The 15,036-nt window shown below is 67.2% G+C and carries 15 protein-coding genes and 1 riboswitch; of the genes, 7 read left to right on the top strand and 8 right to left on the bottom strand.

The genetic code is table 11. From position 1 onward, the window contains the following. Positions 1 to 17: 17 nt before the first annotated feature. Positions 18 to 437, top strand: a complete 420-nt coding sequence (gene msrB, locus ACYQ6W_RS15535; RefSeq protein ID WP_459676577.1) for a peptide-methionine (R)-S-oxide reductase MsrB — start codon at positions 18 to 20, stop codon at positions 435 to 437. On the opposite strand, the gene ACYQ6W_RS15530 is transcribed toward msrB, so the two are convergent. Then, positions 418 to 939, bottom strand: coding sequence for a mismatch-specific DNA-glycosylase (locus tag ACYQ6W_RS15530; RefSeq protein ID WP_459676575.1), 522 nt, complete (start codon positions 937 to 939; stop codon positions 418 to 420). The two genes, msrB and ACYQ6W_RS15530, sit on opposite strands and share 20 nt — an antisense overlap. A 251-nt stretch (positions 940 to 1,190) precedes the next feature. Between ACYQ6W_RS15530 and ACYQ6W_RS15525 the strand changes: the two genes are divergently transcribed. Beyond that, complete coding sequence (locus tag ACYQ6W_RS15525) at positions 1,191 to 1,988, top strand: SDR family oxidoreductase (RefSeq protein ID WP_459676574.1); 798 nt, start codon at positions 1,191 to 1,193, stop codon at positions 1,986 to 1,988. On the opposite strand, the gene ACYQ6W_RS15520 is transcribed toward ACYQ6W_RS15525, so the two are convergent. The 6 genes from ACYQ6W_RS15520 to ACYQ6W_RS15495 form a co-directional block, all read right to left on the bottom strand. Then, positions 1,961 to 2,500 (bottom strand): thioredoxin family protein, encoded by a 540-nt coding sequence (locus ACYQ6W_RS15520; protein WP_459676572.1) that lies wholly within the window; start codon positions 2,498 to 2,500, stop codon positions 1,961 to 1,963. The genes ACYQ6W_RS15525 and ACYQ6W_RS15520 overlap by 28 nt on opposite strands. A gap of 25 nt (positions 2,501 to 2,525) precedes the next feature. Continuing rightward, positions 2,526 to 3,143, bottom strand: a complete 618-nt coding sequence (locus tag ACYQ6W_RS15515) for a thiamine phosphate synthase (RefSeq protein ID WP_459676571.1) — start codon at positions 3,141 to 3,143, stop codon at positions 2,526 to 2,528. Continuing rightward, positions 3,140 to 3,907 (bottom strand): thiazole synthase, encoded by a 768-nt coding sequence (locus tag ACYQ6W_RS15510; RefSeq protein ID WP_459676569.1) that lies wholly within the window; start codon positions 3,905 to 3,907, stop codon positions 3,140 to 3,142. Before ACYQ6W_RS15510 ends, ACYQ6W_RS15515 begins: the two co-directional genes overlap by 4 nt. A gap of 4 nt (positions 3,908 to 3,911) precedes the next feature. Next, complete coding sequence (gene thiS, locus ACYQ6W_RS15505) at positions 3,912 to 4,109, bottom strand: sulfur carrier protein ThiS (RefSeq protein WP_459676568.1); 198 nt, start codon at positions 4,107 to 4,109, stop codon at positions 3,912 to 3,914. Beyond that, positions 4,106 to 5,092, bottom strand: a complete 987-nt coding sequence (locus ACYQ6W_RS15500; protein WP_459676567.1) for an FAD-dependent oxidoreductase — start codon at positions 5,090 to 5,092, stop codon at positions 4,106 to 4,108. Before ACYQ6W_RS15500 ends, thiS begins: the two co-directional genes overlap by 4 nt. 82 nt (positions 5,093 to 5,174) lie before the next feature. Beyond that, positions 5,175 to 5,281: riboswitch (TPP riboswitch) on the bottom strand. A 61-nt stretch (positions 5,282 to 5,342) separates the two neighbouring features. After that, on the bottom strand, positions 5,343 to 6,608 hold the full coding sequence (locus ACYQ6W_RS15495) for a hypothetical protein (RefSeq protein ID WP_459676566.1): 1,266 nt from the start codon (positions 6,606 to 6,608) through the stop codon (positions 5,343 to 5,345). A 226-nt stretch (positions 6,609 to 6,834) separates the two neighbouring features. On the opposite strand from ACYQ6W_RS15495, the gene ACYQ6W_RS15490 reads away from it, so the two are divergent. From ACYQ6W_RS15490 to ACYQ6W_RS15480, 3 genes are all read left to right on the top strand, one after another. Beyond that, entirely contained in the window at positions 6,835 to 8,352 is a 1,518-nt protein-coding gene (locus ACYQ6W_RS15490; protein ID WP_459676565.1) for an acetyl-CoA hydrolase/transferase family protein, read from the top strand. 60 nt (positions 8,353 to 8,412) lie between these two features. Continuing rightward, a complete protein-coding gene (locus tag ACYQ6W_RS15485) occupies positions 8,413 to 9,837 on the top strand; it encodes a hypothetical protein (protein ID WP_459676564.1) in 1,425 nt (474 codons plus the stop codon). A gap of 108 nt (positions 9,838 to 9,945) precedes the next feature. Continuing rightward, positions 9,946 to 11,019, top strand: coding sequence for an NAD(P)-dependent alcohol dehydrogenase (locus ACYQ6W_RS15480; RefSeq protein WP_459676563.1), 1,074 nt, complete (start codon positions 9,946 to 9,948; stop codon positions 11,017 to 11,019). A gap of 50 nt (positions 11,020 to 11,069) precedes the next feature. Here ACYQ6W_RS15480 and ACYQ6W_RS15475 read toward each other — a convergent pair whose 3' ends face one another. After that, entirely contained in the window at positions 11,070 to 12,335 is a 1,266-nt protein-coding gene (locus ACYQ6W_RS15475; RefSeq protein ID WP_459676562.1) for a porin, read from the bottom strand. 329 nt (positions 12,336 to 12,664) lie between these two features. Here ACYQ6W_RS15475 and ACYQ6W_RS15470 point away from each other — a divergent pair, with 329 nt between their 5' ends. Then, positions 12,665 to 13,444, top strand: a complete 780-nt coding sequence (locus tag ACYQ6W_RS15470; protein ID WP_459676560.1) for a site-specific integrase — start codon at positions 12,665 to 12,667, stop codon at positions 13,442 to 13,444. A gap of 94 nt (positions 13,445 to 13,538) precedes the next feature. Beyond that, positions 13,539 to 15,035 carry a replicative DNA helicase gene (locus tag ACYQ6W_RS15465; RefSeq protein WP_459676626.1) on the top strand — a complete coding sequence of 499 codons (1,497 nt, stop codon included), beginning with the start codon at positions 13,539 to 13,541 and terminating at the stop codon, positions 15,033 to 15,035. Position 15,036: the final 1 nt, after the last annotated feature.

Genomic DNA, 15,036 nt, shown 5'->3' with positions numbered 1-15,036 from the left:
AATAAGGAAGAACGACGATGGATACGCAAACCGGCTCCAAGACCTATCCGGTGAGCTTCAGCGATGCGGAATGGCGCGCGCGGCTGACCCCGGAGCAGTATCAGGTGCTGCGCCAGCACGGCACGGAGCGCCCCGGCTCCTGCGCGCTGCTGCGCGAGAAGCGCCCCGGCACCTTCGCCTGCGTCGGCTGTGGCAATCCGCTCTTCAAGGGTGACACGAAGTTCGAGAGCGGCACCGGCTGGCCGAGCTTCGACGTGCCGCTACCGGGCGCGGTGGAGACGACGGAGGATCGCAGCTACGGGATGCTACGGACCGAGGTGCATTGCGCGCGCTGCGGTGGGCATTTGGGCCACGTCTTCCCGGACGGTCCGCCGCCGACCTATCAGCGCTACTGCATGAACGGTGTCGCGCTGAGCTTCACGCCCGACGAAGCCTGAGCCTGCGGACGCGGCCTGCCATGGCGTGCCAAGGTGCTGCGTCCCACGCCCGACAGGCGAGGCCCGAGGTCGAGGGCAGAACCCAGATCTCGGGCATGTCTGCGATAGGCGGCTGCGGCCCGTAGAGCAGCTTGCCGGTGCTCGTCGCGAAAAATTCGGCCGCGGCGCGCTTGCTGTTGAAGGCGAGGAGTCGCGGCCTGAAGCGCATCAGGGCCGCGCGTAGCCGCAGCCGGTCGAACCCATGGCGCGGCAGATCTTCATCCTGGCCCGACCGCGTCTTGCAGACGTCGGTGAGTCCGATGCCGCAGGCCAGAAGCCTCGGAAACTCCTCCGGCCGAAAGCGGCGGGGCGTCAGCCCGGTCTCGGCCAGGATCGGCCAGAAGCGGTTGCCGGGCCCAGCGTAATAGGCGCGCCGTGCGGCGGAGACGGCCCCCGCCGCCGTGCCGCAGATGACGAGATCGAGGCCTTCGGCCAGCAGATCGGGCAGGATGTCAGGGTCCATGGCCCGTATCTAGAGTCTCTCCACCTCTGGTTGAAACAGTCTATCCCGTCATGCCACGGATGTGGGCATCTTCTCGGCCGCCGCCGCAGGTATCACCCGGCCGGTAATGGCGTCTCCCATCAGATACCCGCGTGCGCGGGCATGATGGTGTCAAAGCGGTTCCGCCCCGAAGCCTCACATCCCCGCGCGGCCGGTTTGGCGCCATGCGCCAGCGCCCCACCTTCTGCCCCATCGTAGACAGGAGAGACGGGATGGAGTGCAGGCTCGATGGACAGGTGGCCCTGGTGACCGGCGCGAGTTCCGGCATCGGCTATGCGTGTGCGGAGGCGCTGGCCGAGGCCGGGGCCGCCGTCGTCATCAACTACCATTCCCATGGGGAGCCTGCGGAGGAACTTGCGCGCCAGATCGAGGGCCGTGGTGGCCGGGCCATCGCGGTCGGTGCGGACGTCTCCAAGGAAGACGACGTCCACCGGCTCTTCGACGCGACGCTTTCGGCTTTCGGTGCGCTCGACATTCTGGTTGCCAATTCCGGCATGCAGAAGGATGCGCCGCTCACCGAGATGACGCTGGACCAATGGAATGCGGTGCTGGAGGTCAATCTCACGGGCCAGTTCCTCTGCGCCCAGGCGGCGGTGCGGCAGTTCGAGCGGCAGGGCCGGCGCCCGCAATCCCGCGCCCTCGGCAAGATCATCTGCATGAGCTCGGTGCATCAACAGATTCCCTGGGCGGGTCACGTGAACTATGCCGCCTCCAAAGGCGGCATCATGTTGATGATGCAGAGCATGGCGCAGGAAGTGGCGGAGAAGGGCATCCGCATCAACGCCATCGCCCCCGGGGCCATCCGTACCAATATCAACAAGGAAGAGATGGAGGGCGACAGTGCCAAGAAGGTGCTGACGCTGATCCCCTATGGCCGCATCGGCGACCCTGAGGATGTCGGCCGGGTCGCGGTGTGGCTCGCCTCCGACCACGCCGATTACGTCGTGGGCACAACGATTTTCGTCGATGGCGGGATGACGCTCTACCCCTCGTTCCGCGGCAACGGGTGAGCGGCCGCGGAGGCCGCCTCCATCGCGTCGAGAAGGTCCGTCAGGGTGGTGTCGGTATAATTGCCGTTGCGGTAGCCCTGGCGCAGCGTCTCGATGCCGTGCTCCACCACGAAGCGCGGCTGTTCGAGGAAGCGGCCGATCAACGTCTGGCGGTGGTCGAGGATGGCGACGGTCGGGACCAGGATTTCGTTCAGGCCCATGGCCGCCATCATCTCCCGCTCGGCGCGCGCCTGGCTGATGATGCTCAGCCGGATATTGGGCTGCTGGCGGCACAGCAGGTCGATCGCTGGCAGGTTCACCCGGCAGTCCGGGCACCACATTTCGGCTGCCACCAGCAGGTGGAAGTGGCCCTGCAGCATCTTCATGCGCTGAACGGTGAGCGGCGAGATGGGGCCGCCCCCGTTCACCCGGTTCGCGATGACCGTGATGTCGGCGATTTCGTCCGCCGTGCCGGTTTTGACGAAATCGGCGAAGCCGAAGCCAATGCCGCACAAAGCGCCGAAACGTGCCATTCCTGTCCTCGCCGAAGCCCTCCGGCTAGACTGGAGCAGCCTCCGCTCGCGGTAAAGCCGCCTGCCATTCGGCGAGGCGCGCTTCCGGGTCCGGATGGCGCAGCACGTCCGTCACCATGGCGGCGCTATCGGCGCCCGCGTCCAGTGCCGCGCGCCCGCGCTCGGGCGTGAGCCCGCCGATGGCGACGAGCGGCAGGGCGCCGATGCGCCGTTTCCAGTCCGTCACCCGGGCGAGCCCCTGTGGCGCCCAGGGCATCTGTTTCAGGATGGTCGGGAAGACGGGGCCGAGCGCCACGTAATCCGGCGCGAGGCTGAGGGCGCGGTCCAGTTCCGCCTCGTCATGCGTGCTGATGCCGAGAGCCAGGCCCGCGCGGCGGATGGCCGGCAGATCGGCCGTGTCGAGATCCTCCTGCCCGAGATGGAGAAAGCCGCAACCTTCGTCGATCGCGAGCCGCCAATGGTCGTTGACGACGAGCACGGCGCCGACCGGGGCGCAGAGATCGCGCGCGGCCCGGATTTGCGCGCGCAACTCGGGTTCCGGCTTGTCCTTCAGGCGCAGCTGCACGAAGCGCAGGCCATGCGGCAGCAGGCGTGCGATCCAGGCCACGTCGTCGACGATGAGGTAGACGGGGTCGAGCATCATCGGAAGGCCGTGCCGAAGACGGGGGTAGAGGGTTCGGCCATGTCGCGCATCGGCATGGGATCGGCCTCGAAGCCGCGGCGGCCGGCGCGGATGGCCTCGGCCATCGCTTCCGCCATCATCGCCGGGTCTCCGGCCTTGGCCACCGCGGTGTTGAGCAGGATGGCGTCGAAGCCGAGTTCCATGGCCTGGGCGGCATGGGAGGGCAGGCCGATGCCGGCGTCGATCACCATGGGCACGTCGGGGAAGCGTGCGCGCAGCGCGCGCAGGCCATAAAGGTTGTTGAGCCCGCGACCGGTGCCGATGGGCGCGCCCCAGGGCATCAGCACCTGGCATCCGGCATCGAGCAGCCGTTCGGCCACGACGAGATCTTCCGTCGTATAGGGAAAGACCTCGAAGCCGTCGGCCGCGAGCATGCGGGCGGCCTCGACCAGACCGAAGACGTCCGGCTGCAGCGTGTCGTGGTCACCGATGACTTCGAGCTTGATCCAGTTCGTCTCGAAGACTTCGCGCGCCATCTGCGCCGTGGTCACCGCCTCGCGCACCGAATGGCAGCCGGCGGTATTGGGCAGAACGCGAACGCCGAGGCTGCGGATGAGCGACCAGAAGGCCTGACCTTCGCGGCCGGCGCCCGATTCACGGCGCAGAGAGACGGTCACCACCTCGGCGCCCGAGCGGCGCACCGCTTCCGCCATGATGGCGGGCGAGGGATATTGCGAGGTGCCGAGCAGCAGGCGGGAGGTGAGGGGGACGCCATAGGCCTGCATCGCCTCAGCCTCCCCGCATGGGGGCGAGCAGTTCGAGGGCGTCGCCCTCGCGCAGCATCAGGGTCGCGCGGCTGCGGGCGGGGGCGAAATCCCCATTCACCGCCGTTCCGATGACGGCGCCGCCATAGCCGAGTTCTTTGAGGACGGCGGCGAGGCTCGGGCCCTGCACCTCGCGCGGCTCGCTGTTGACTAGGATTTTCATCCTAAAACCTCCGCAGAAATCGTTCCGTTAAGAAAATAGTCCGTGGTGCGCCGCGCCAGGGCAGGCGCGAGCAGGAAGCCATGCCGGAACAGCCCATTGGCGGCGATGCGCCGGGGGGCGAAGGCGCGGAGCCGCGGCAGATTGTCGGGGAAGGCCGGCCGCGCATCGGCGCCCATCTCCAGAATTTCGGCTTCGGCGAAGGCGGGATGCAGCGCATAGGCGGCGTTGAGGAGTTCGACGATCGACCGCGCGGTCACGCGCCCGCGCTCGCCGCTCTCCACCATGGTGGCGCCCAGCATGAAAATGTCGCCGCCCCGGGGCACGACGTAGAGGGGAAAGCGCGGATGCAGGAGCCGCACGGGGCGGCTGAGCGTGACGCCGGGGCAGCGCAGGATCAGCATCTCCCCCTTTACGCCGCGCAAATCCTCCAGCCGGTCCTGCGCGGCAAGCCCGCGGCAGTCGACCACCGCCTCCCAGGCTGGGTCCGCCGGGTCCGCCTCCACTCCGAAGTGGAGAGGGACGCCGCGCGCACCCAAGGCCGTGGCGAGCGCCGGCAAGGCGGCGCGGGGGTCGAGATGGGCTTCGTGCGGGTAGAACAGCGCCTGACGGAACCGCCCGGCGAGATCGGGCTCGAGTGTTGCGATGCCCGCCGCATCCAGCCGCTGGTGCTCGGGGCTCCGGCGCGCGAAGCGGGCGAGGTCGGGCGCATCGCGCAGCGGGGCGAGAACGAGGCTGCCGCGCTGCACCGTCTCGGGGAAGACGCGCGGCCAGAAGGCGAGGGCTTCCTGCCCCAGCCGCGCCACGAGCGGCTCGGCGCTCTCCACCTCGCACCAGGGCGCCAGCATGCCGCCGGCATAGCGGGAGCAGGCGGCGGCGCCGAGCGTCGCGCTGCGTTCATGGACGGTGACGGCGAAGCCCGCTTCCGAGAGCGCGAGCGCTGTCGTCAATCCCAAGACTCCGGCGCCGATGACGGTGATCTGCACGGCACGTCCTTCGCTTGCGATGCGGGCGTGCCGGCGGAGGGGAGGGAGGCTGAGGTGATGCCGGGGCAAGGCGCCCCGGCGCTTCCATCCCTTCGCCGGCATGACCCGGATCAGGTTCGAAGGGTCGCCATCGCGGGCGGCATGCCGCCCCATGGCCTCTCAGCCCCTCACGTGGGGCTCCCCTTGGTAGGCCGCGAGTTTACGCCCGGGGTGCCGGCCCGTCAAAACCCCGGCAGCCGGGGGCGCCCCGTCAGAAGACCTTGTGGTCGATCCCGACGAGGGTGATCTTCGTCGCGTCGGCGAGGGTGATGACGTCCGACCCGCCGGAGACGGCTTCGGAGAAGATCGGATTGCCGCTGTAGCCGCCGAAGACGAGGGCATCGGCCCCGGTCAGATTGTAGATCGTCTCGCTGCCGCCGGCGTGGCCGGCGAGGAAGCCGAAAAGGTCTGCCCCTTTGCCTGCAACGACGGTGGTGGTGCCGGAACCGCCGACCACCGTGTCATTCGCATTGTTGAGGAACATGGTGGCGTGACTGCCTGCGGCGGAGAAAAAAGTCTCCGTGCCGCTGCCATATTGCCCGGCCATGACGGTGGTGCCGCCGGCGCCCGCGACGAAGGTGACGGCCGCCATGCCGGCGCCGAACTCCGTCGTATTGCCGCTGCCGCCGACCAGCAGGGAGGTGCCCCCGCCGGTGCCGGCCACCATCACCGTCGTGCCCGAGCCGCCGTAGAAGGTCGTCGTTCCTATTCCGGTGGAGCCCTTGAGCGTCGTCGTGCCCGACCCGCCATAGGCGACGACGGAACCAGTACTGCCCTGGAGGTTGAGGCTGCCTCCACCCTGGCTGCCATAGACGGTCGTCACGTTGATGTCCGCTCCGCCGATCACGGTCGTCGCGCCGATATTGCTTTCGCCATAGACGGTGGTGTTGCCGGGGCCGCTCTGCACGAGGGTGGCGCCGCTTCCGTCGCTTTCATAGAGCGTCGTCGGGCCGGTGCCGCCATAGATCGTCACGCCGCCATTGGAAATGCTGCCAAAGACGGTGGTGGGACCGGCGCCCCCTTGGACCGTCGCAGAACCGGTTCCGACATAGACCGTGAGGTCCGCCACTTCGGAATACACGAAAACCGGGTTGCCGCCGGTAAAAACGGTTTGCGTGCTCATCCTGGCGTAGATCGAGTCCGTGCCCGCCGCGTAGACCGTGCTGTTGCCAGAGCCGAGAGAGAGACTGGTATTCCCGGACAGAAAGACATAGCCGCTTTTCATGTTCACGGTGTCATTGCCGTGGATGTCGTAGACGGCCTGGTAGCCGTCCGGGACGTTGGTCTGCGACCCGCCGGTAATGATCAGGGAATTGACCAGTGTGCTGCCCACGGGCGGAACGGAGCCGGTTCCATCATAGACGGCGTCGTTGTGATATGTCCCGTTGGGGTCGAAGAGACTAGCGAAAATGGTGTAGATCGAAGGGACAAAGGGAAGATTGGATGGGTCGAAAGGCCAGTAGAGAGAGTCAGCCATCCGGGTCGTCCCTCTGCTATTGTTTCTTCCAATCCCGCCGTGACGATGCGGAATTGGTTGCTCATCGAGACTAGGGTGACCGGTAAACTTTGTCCAGCCACCGTCGCGGTGTGCGCGGCGCCAGGTCCGAGTCATCTCCGACCGGCCCAGGCTTGATCCATGTCATGGCGGGTCGCGGCCAAGCTCTTCTTAAGCTGCGGGAGAAAAGGCTGGCAGGGAGCGAGACATGGCCGCGGGCAGTCGTATCAAGCATCAGGGCCTGCGCGCCCGGGTGATGTCGGCCGATGACGCCGCGCGCGTCATCCAAGCGGGCATGACCGTCGGCATGAGCGGCTTCACCGGCTCGGGCTATCCCAAGGCGGTGCCGCAGGCCCTGGCCCGGCGGATCGAGGCCGAGCATGCGGCGGGCCGCCCCTTTCGCATCCGTGTCTGGACCGGCGCCTCCACCGGCCCGGAGCTGGACGGGGCGCTGGCCCGCGCGGATGGCATCGAGTTCCGCCTGCCCTATAATTCAGACCCCGTGGCGCGGGAGCGGATCAATCGTGGCGAGATGGACTATCTCGACATGCATCTGAGCCAGGTGGCGCCCATGGCCTGGCAGGGCTTTCTCGGCCCGCTCGATGTCGCGCTGGTCGAAGTCTCCGGCATTACGGAGGAGGGGCATCTCATTGGCTCTTCCTCGGTCGGCAACAACAAGACCTGGCTGGACCGTGCGAGCCAGGTGATCCTCGAGGTCAATGCCTGGCAGGATGCCGCACTCGACGGCATGCACGACATCTATTACGGCACCGCGCTGCCGCCGAACCGCCGGCCTATCCCGCTGATCCGCCCGGATGACCGTATCGGCGAGCCCTATTTGCGCGTCGATCCCGCCAAGATCGTCGCCATCGTCGAGACCGATGCGCCGGACCGCAACCTACCCTTCGCCGAGCCCGACGGCGCGGCCCAGGGCATCGCCGCCCATCTGCTGGAGTTCTACCGGCACGAGGTGGCGCGCGGCCGGCTGCCCCCCAGCCTGCTGCCGCTGCAATCGGGGGTCGGCAACATCACCAATGCCGTGCTCTCCGGCCTGCTCGACGCTCCCTTCGAAAACATGACCGCCTATACTGAAGTGATCCAGGACGGCATGCTGGACCTGATCGCCGCCGGCAAGATCCGCGCGGCTTCGGCCACCGGCTTCTCCCTCAGCCGCGAAGCAGCGCTGCGCTTCAACGCCGAGATGCCCCGCTTTCGCGACAAGATCATCCTGCGACCGCAGGAGATCAGCAACCATCCCGAACTGGTCCGCAGGCTGGGCTGCCTCGCCATGAACGGCCTCATCGAGGCCGACATCTATGGCAATGTGAACTCAACCCACATCATGGGCAGCCGGATCTACAACGGCATCGGCGGCTCGGGCGATTTCGCGCGCAACGCCTATGTTTCGATCTTCATGACGCCCTCCACCGCGAAGGGCGGCGCGATTTCGGCGATCGTGCCGCAGGCCGCCCATGTCGACCACATCATGCAGGACGTCCAAGTGATCGTGACGGAGCAGGGGCTCGCCGATCTGCGCGGCTTGTCCCCGAAGCAGCGGGCCGCGGTGATTATCGAGAACTGTGCGCACCCCACCTACCGGCCGCATCTGCGCGATTACTTCACCCGCGCGAAACAGGGGTCCTACGGGCAGCAAAGCCCATCGCTGCTCGCGGAAGCGCTGTCTTGGCATCAGCGCTTCGTCGAAACCGGGAGCATGCTGGGCTAAGGCGGTTGACCGGCGGGCCGGCGGGCGGCACCTAAGCCGCCTGTCTCCGAAAGCCCGCCGATGCCCATCCGACTGCCCTTCCGTCTGACGTCGCTGCTGATCCTGACCCTGGCCGCCCTTGCCACCCGCCTGCCCATGTTCGGCGACCCGGTCATCTATGGCGACGAGGAGTTCTATCTCCTCGTCGGCCACCGCATCCTGCACGGCGCCATCCCGTTCGTGGATATCTGGGACCGCAAGCCGGTCGGGCTCTTCCTGCTCTATGCTGGCATGAAGGCGCTGGGCGGCAGCGGTGTGCTCGCCTACCAGATCGTGGGCACCGGCTTTGTCGTGGCGACGGCGGCGGTGATCGGCCGGATCGCGCTCTATGTCACCGGCCGCTTCGGCGCGGTCTGCGCCGGGGTCGCCTATGTCATCTGGCTCAATCTCGGCCATGCCGGGGCCGGGCAGTCACCCATTTTCTACAATCTGCCGATGGCGCTGGGCGGGCTCATCACGCTGCGCGCCAGCCTCGGCGAAATGCGACCCTTCGGCAACCTCACCGGTGCCGGTGCTGCCGCCATGCTGCTCGCGGGTCTCGCGCTCCAGATCAAATACAGCGCGGTGTTCGAAGGCATCTTCTTCGGCCTCTGCTACCTGTGGCTCAGCCTGCGGGCGCACGGCCTGCCGGGCGCCGCGCTGCGCGGTCTGCTCTGGGTGCTGGTGGCGCTGCTGCCGACGCTTGCCGCACTGCTCGCCTATGTCGCGATGGGCCACGGGCAGGCCTTCGTCTTCGCGAACTTCGTTTCCATCTTTGAGCGCTCAGCGGATGCCGGGGCTGGGCTACTGCTGCGCCGTCTGGCTCTCATTCTGGCGGTGCTGGCGCCGCTGCTTCTCTGCGCGCTTTGGCCCGTGTCGCCCACCCACGCGGCGCGCCGCTTTCTCCTCTGCTGGCTGGGCGCGGCCGTGTTCGGCCTGCTCATCTTCGGCACCTATCTGCATCACTATCTGCTGCCCGTGCTGGTGCCGGCGACGGCCGCCGCCGCAAGCTTCTTCGGGCAGCGGCGGTGGCGACTCGCGACCCTCGGCCTGCTCGCCATCGTCTTCGTCGTCAGCGACGGGATGATGGTGACGAGCCTCGCGCGCCACGGGACGGTGCGGCAGTTCGACGCCATCGTCCGCAGCATCGATCCGCACGGCTGCCTCTATATCTATAGCGGGGAGCCTGCCTTCTACGATGCAACCACGGCCTGCATCCCGACGCGCTTTGCCTTCTCCAGCCACCTCTCGCGGCTTGCGGAATCGCATGCGGTGGGGACGGACCAGACCGCCGAGGTCGCCCGCATTCTGGCCACGCGCCCGACGACGATCATGCTCGGCCCGGCTCACTGGGACGAGAACTGGGCGGCGCGGCGGCTGGTGCTGGCAACACTCGCGCGCGAGTATCAAGAAGTATTGCAAACCAAGCTCGGGGAGGACCCGGTCGCGGTCTACCGGCTGAAGTGATCTGCTCGCCGCTTCGTGACCGCGCCGCCACGCCGGACTTGACGCAGGTCAAAGCCGCCCGCGGGTGACGCGCCCAGCATCGCCCCACCAACCAAGGAGGCGGGGCGGATGGCCAAGATGAAAGCGGCGATCTTTCTGGAACCGGGGCGGATCATCCTCGGCGAGAAGCCGGTGCCTGAACCCGGGCCACTCGATGCGCTCATCCGCATCACCACCACGACCATCTGCGGCACGGACGTTCATATCCTGAAAGGCGAATATCCGGTCGAGAAGGGGCTGACCATCGGGCATGAGCCGGTCGGCATCGTTGAAAAGCTTGGCAGCGGCGTGCAGGGCTTCGGGCTGGGCCAGCGTGTCATCGCCGGTGCGATCACGCCCTGCGGCCATAGCAATGCCTGCCAGTGCGGCGTCTCCTCCCAGGATGGGCCGGGCACCGAGCATGGTTTCAAACCGCTCGGGGGCTGGCGTTTCGGCAATACGATCGACGGGGCGCAGGCCGAATTCCTGCTGGTGCCCGATGCGATGGCGAACCTCGCCGCTGTCCCGGACAGTCTGACGGATGAGCAGGTGCTGATGTGCCCGGACATCATGAGCACGGGCTTTTCGGGGGCCGAGAGCGGGCATGTGCGGATCGGCGACACCGTGGCGATCTTCGCGCAAGGCCCGATTGGCCTCTGCGCCACCGCCGGGGCGAAGCTTTCGGGGGCGACGACCATCATCGCGGTGGACGGCATCGCGCGGCGGTTGGAGATTTCCCGCAAGCTCGGCGCCAGCCATGTCATCAATTTCCGCGAGACCGATCCGGTGGCGGAGATCCTGCGGCTGACGGAGGGGCGCGGCGTGGATGTGGCGATCGAGGCGCTGGGGACCCAGGCAACCTTCCGGTCCGCGCTGGAAGTTTTGCGACCGGGCGGCACGCTGTCCAGCCTCGGCGTCTATTCCGGTGATCTGACAATCCCACTGGGGCCCTTCGGCGCCGGGCTGAAGGACCTGAAAATCATCACCACCCTCTGCCCGGGCGGTAGCGAGCGGATGCGGCGGATGATGGAGGTCATCTCCTCCGGCCGTGCCGACCTGAAGCCGCTGGTCACCCACCACTTCAAGCTCGATGAGATCGAGGCGGCCTATGACCTCTTCGCCCATCAGCGGGATGGCGTGCTGAAGGTCGCGATCACGCCCTGAGCGAAAGGCGGGGAGGGTGCTTTGGGGCACCCTCCCTTCGCGACATCAGATCACCACTGGATCTGGGTGCCGACGCCGAAGAGCTGAGCCTGCACCGTGTTGTGGTCCACGCCCGCCTTGCCGGTCTCGAAGTCGTAGCCGCCCTGGTGGCGCCAGCCATAGTCATAGTCGACAAACAGGCTCACGCCCGGCACCAGCGTGTAGGTCGCCCCGGCGGCGAAGCCGTCGTTCACCTGCTGCCCGGTGGTGAGACCGGCCGAGGTGATGGTCGCGCCGGAGCCAGCGTCGATGCCGCCCGGCAGGTCGCCCGTCGTGTTGAACACGAAATAGCTGGCGCCGACGGTGATCGGGCCCGTCGTATATTGGGCGCCGCCCAGCCAGCCGATGGCGGCCGTGCCGCCATCGGGCTCGAGCTGGAAGGTGTATCCCGACACCTGGTTGAAGTTACCGCCGACGACGTTGCCGCCGAAGGTGAGGCCGGCGATGGTTGCGGTGGCACCGCCCGAGAAGATCTGCAAGTCCTTGTAGCCGCTCGGCGTGGTGTAGCTCGCGCTCTGGGTGCCGGTGCCGCTCACCTGGCCCGCGAACATGTAGTCCGCACCGATCTGGATGCCGACGGGCCCGAAGGTCTTGGTGTATTGGGCGCCGATGTCCATCACGTTGCGCGGCGTGCCGCCCGAGACGGCGGTGGTGACGGAGGTTGCCGCATCCGTGTAGTTCTCGGCCGTCTGGTTCGGCGTGAAGCCGAGCGCGAACTGGAAGCCGGACAGCGAGGGTGACAGGTAGACGATCTTGCTCGTTTCCTGGTCAAGCCCGCTGTTGTCGACGAAGGGATAGACGGGCTCTGCGTTCGTCGGCACCAGCGCCGGCAGGTCGCCCCACCAGCCGCCGTCGTTGAAGCCCTCGAAGGTCCCCGTCTCGAAGAGGACGATCGGCCCGTTCTGCTGGCCGAAGCTCACCTGGCCGATCTGCGGCAGGCCGAGATAGCCGTAGGCCTGGTGGACGTAGAGGGTTTCCGAACTGGCGCTGCTGCCGGTGTTCATGCGGATCTCGGCCGCCGCACCGTAGTGGAGACCATTCGCGGCGACGCCGTCGAAGCCGGGATAGAGACGGAAATAGCCGAGGAACCCGGCGGTCGAGGTCTTGCCGCTGCTCGTGGAGTCGAGCGACGAGCCTTCGACGCCCGCATACCAGTTGACCCGGCCATTGAGGCGGACGGTGACGCTGCCGGGCGTCGCCGTCTGAGCATGGGCGAGCGGAGCCGCGAGGCTGGCGGCGAGTGCGAGGGCAGTGCTCGCCAGAAGAGGATTGCGCATGGGGATCTCTCTGTTTGTGGCGCTTCGGTCACGTCCGGAGCGTGGGCACGGATCTTTCCCAAGTAGACAGTAGAACTGCAATGACGCAGAAAACTAAATGCGACAAAAACTCAACACCGTATTCTAAATACAACAATGAAATCTGAAAAAGATGGTTGCTGCATTCCACTTTATTCGAATGAACGCCGCAAATGATCGAAACATGCTGCAACAAAATTCATTCTATATTTGTGGGAAAAATTCCCACATATTTGCAAGGTAAGCCGGTGAGGAGAGACAGGGCGTTGAGCGACAGCCGGGAGAGCGCGGGCAGACCGGATGCGGGCAGAGTGTCGGTCCGCCGGCGGGTGGGGGTTGCGCCGGCGCGCGGAGGTCAAGCGACGCCGAGCGATCGCCCGCTGTCACCGGCCACCGCCCGCGCCTATCAGGAGGATTGGAACCGCTTCGTTCGCTGGTGCGCAGAGACCGGAGCGACCGAATTGCCGGCGGAGGCGGCGACCATCTGCCGCTTTCTGGAGATGGCCCGCGCGGATGGCCGGCATCCGGCCACCGTCAACCGCCAGATGGCGGCCATCGGCTACATGCACCGAGAGGCTGGCTTCCTGACGCCGCTCCTCTTGCCGGAAGGCCAGACCATCCGCCGTGCCATGGCGCGGCTGACGGAGCCAAGCCCCGCGCGGCCACAGCGCCCGACGATGCGGCTCTGGGGTGAGATTCTCGGCGCCATGGGCCATGAAGACCTGGCGGATGTCCGCGACAGAGCGCTGATCGCCCTGCACGTCGCCGGCGCCTTCCGCTGTGCGGAACTCTCCCGGCTCGCCTCGCGCCAGGTGCATGTGGAGCGCGGCAGCATGCAGATCCACCTCGGCCGCTTCCGCTCCAACGCTGCGCGCGGGGTGCCCCAGATCACCCTGATGGACGACCCGTTCCTCCTGCCGGTCACGCAGATGCGGTGCTGGCTGGAGACGAGCGAGCCCCAGGGCAGCGCGGTCTTCCGCCATTGCGCGGCGGGGTGCGTGACGGACCGCGCGATGAGCGAGGAAGAAGTGCGCGCCGTCATCCTGGACCGCGGGCGGGCTGCCGGGCTGCATCTGACGCCTCCGCGGTGAGCGGGCGGCGCCACACCTGCCGCCCGCCGTCGCGGCCGGCGAGAGCGCATGAGGGGTGGTGATCACCGGCGCCAGCCGGTCTATGCTGCGCGCCATGAACACGATCGACCCTGCGCTTCCGGGCCTCGTCCAACGCCTGCCGCCCAGCAATCTCCAGGCCGAACAGGCGCTGCTCGGCGCACTGCTCGCCAACAACAAGGCCTATGAGCGGGTGTCGGAGTTCCTGGCGCCCGAGCATTTCGCGGACCCGATCCACGGGCGCATCTTCGCCTCCATCTCCCGCCGGGTCGAAGCCGGACAACTCGCCGACGCGGTGACGCTGAAGGCGGAGTTCGAGCATTCCGGCGTGCTGGACGAGGTTGGTGGCACCGCCTATCTCGGCCAGCTCCTCACCGCCATGGTCGGCATCATCAATGCCGGTGATTATGGCCGCACCATCCACGATGCCTGGCTGCGCCGCCAACTCATCGACGTCGGCGAAACCCTGGTCAACCGCGCCTTCGGGGCGGAACCCGAACTCGACGGGCGGGACCAGATGGAGGCGGCCGAACAGCAGCTCTTCGATCTCGCGACCAAGGGCGGCTCGGAAGGCGGCTTCGTCACCCTCGAAAAGGCACTGACCTTCGCCATTGAAAGCGCCGAGCGCGCCTTCCAGCGCTCGGGCGGCGTCTCCGGCCTCTCGACCGGCTTGCGCGATCTCGATGCCAAGACCGGCGGCCTGCACCCGTCCGACCTTGTCATCCTCGCGGGCCGCCCCGGCATGGGCAAGACGGCGCTCGTCACCAAGGTGGCGTCGGGTGCCGCGCGCGCGGCGCTCGCCGAGTCGCTGAAGGAAGGCGGTGGCGATCCGCACATGAGAGGCTCGGTCGCGCTCTTCTCGCTCGAAATGAGCGCCGAGCAGTTGGCCGCGCGTCTCCTCGCCGAGGAGGCGCGCGTCTCCGGTGATCGCATCCGTCGCGGCGATATCGGCCCGAAGGATTTCGACCGCTTCGTGCAGGTCTCGCGCGATCTCGCGCAGATCCCGCTGGAGATTGACGACACGCCGGCCATCACCCTCTCGGCGCTCCGCACGCGCTGCCGGCGCCTCAAGCGCTCCAAAGGTCTCTGCCTCGTCATCGTCGACTATCTGCAGTTGATGCGCCCGGCCGCGGGGACCCGGCCGGAAAGCCGCGTGCTCGAAATCAGCATGATCACCCAAGGGCTGAAGGCGCTCGCCAAGGAACTCTCCGTGCCGGTCATCGCGCTGTCGCAGCTCAGCCGCGCCGTGGAAAGCCGAGAGGACAAGCGCCCGCAGCTCTCCGACCTCCGCGAATCCGGCTCGATCGAGCAGGACGCCGACATGGTGATGTTCATCTACCGCGACGAATATTACCTGGCGCAGCGCGCCCCGCAGCAGATGGGCTACGATTCGGAGGAGAAGTTCCAGGCCGCGCTCGACAAGTGGCAGCAGGACATGGAGCGCGTTCACAACCGAGCCGAACTCTACATCGCCAAGCAGCGTCACGGACCGACGGGCAAGATCGACCTGTTCTTCGAGGGTGAATTCACCCGCTTCGGGGATCTCGACCAGACGCACGACGACCGGGCTTGAG

Source organism: Acidisoma sp. 7E03 (genome assembly GCF_054665075.1).
This window is presented reverse-complemented; position numbering and strand designations above follow the sequence as displayed.

Bases quoted from the DNA above. Each gene is read 5' to 3' on its own strand.
- msrB (WP_459676577.1), top strand. From the start codon at position 18: ATGGATACGCAAACCGGCTCCAAGACCTATCCGGTGAGCTTCAGCGAT.
- ACYQ6W_RS15530 (WP_459676575.1), bottom strand. From the start codon at position 939: ATGGACCCTGACATCCTGCCCGATCTGCTGGCCGAAGGCCTCGATCTC.
- ACYQ6W_RS15525 (WP_459676574.1), top strand. From the start codon at position 1,191: ATGGAGTGCAGGCTCGATGGACAGGTGGCCCTGGTGACCGGCGCGAGT.
- ACYQ6W_RS15520 (WP_459676572.1), bottom strand. From the start codon at position 2,500: ATGGCACGTTTCGGCGCTTTGTGCGGCATTGGCTTCGGCTTCGCCGAT.
- ACYQ6W_RS15515 (WP_459676571.1), bottom strand. From the start codon at position 3,143: ATGATGCTCGACCCCGTCTACCTCATCGTCGACGACGTGGCCTGGATC.
- ACYQ6W_RS15510 (WP_459676569.1), bottom strand. From the start codon at position 3,907: ATGCAGGCCTATGGCGTCCCCCTCACCTCCCGCCTGCTGCTCGGCACC.
- thiS (WP_459676568.1), bottom strand. From the start codon at position 4,109: ATGAAAATCCTAGTCAACAGCGAGCCGCGCGAGGTGCAGGGCCCGAGC.
- ACYQ6W_RS15495 (WP_459676566.1), bottom strand. From the start codon at position 6,608: ATGGCTGACTCTCTCTACTGGCCTTTCGACCCATCCAATCTTCCCTTT.
- ACYQ6W_RS15490 (WP_459676565.1), top strand. From the start codon at position 6,835: ATGGCCGCGGGCAGTCGTATCAAGCATCAGGGCCTGCGCGCCCGGGTG.
- ACYQ6W_RS15485 (WP_459676564.1), top strand. From the start codon at position 8,413: ATGCCCATCCGACTGCCCTTCCGTCTGACGTCGCTGCTGATCCTGACC.
- ACYQ6W_RS15480 (WP_459676563.1), top strand. From the start codon at position 9,946: ATGGCCAAGATGAAAGCGGCGATCTTTCTGGAACCGGGGCGGATCATC.
- ACYQ6W_RS15475 (WP_459676562.1), bottom strand. From the start codon at position 12,335: ATGCGCAATCCTCTTCTGGCGAGCACTGCCCTCGCACTCGCCGCCAGC.
- ACYQ6W_RS15465 (WP_459676626.1), top strand. From the start codon at position 13,539: ATGAACACGATCGACCCTGCGCTTCCGGGCCTCGTCCAACGCCTGCCG.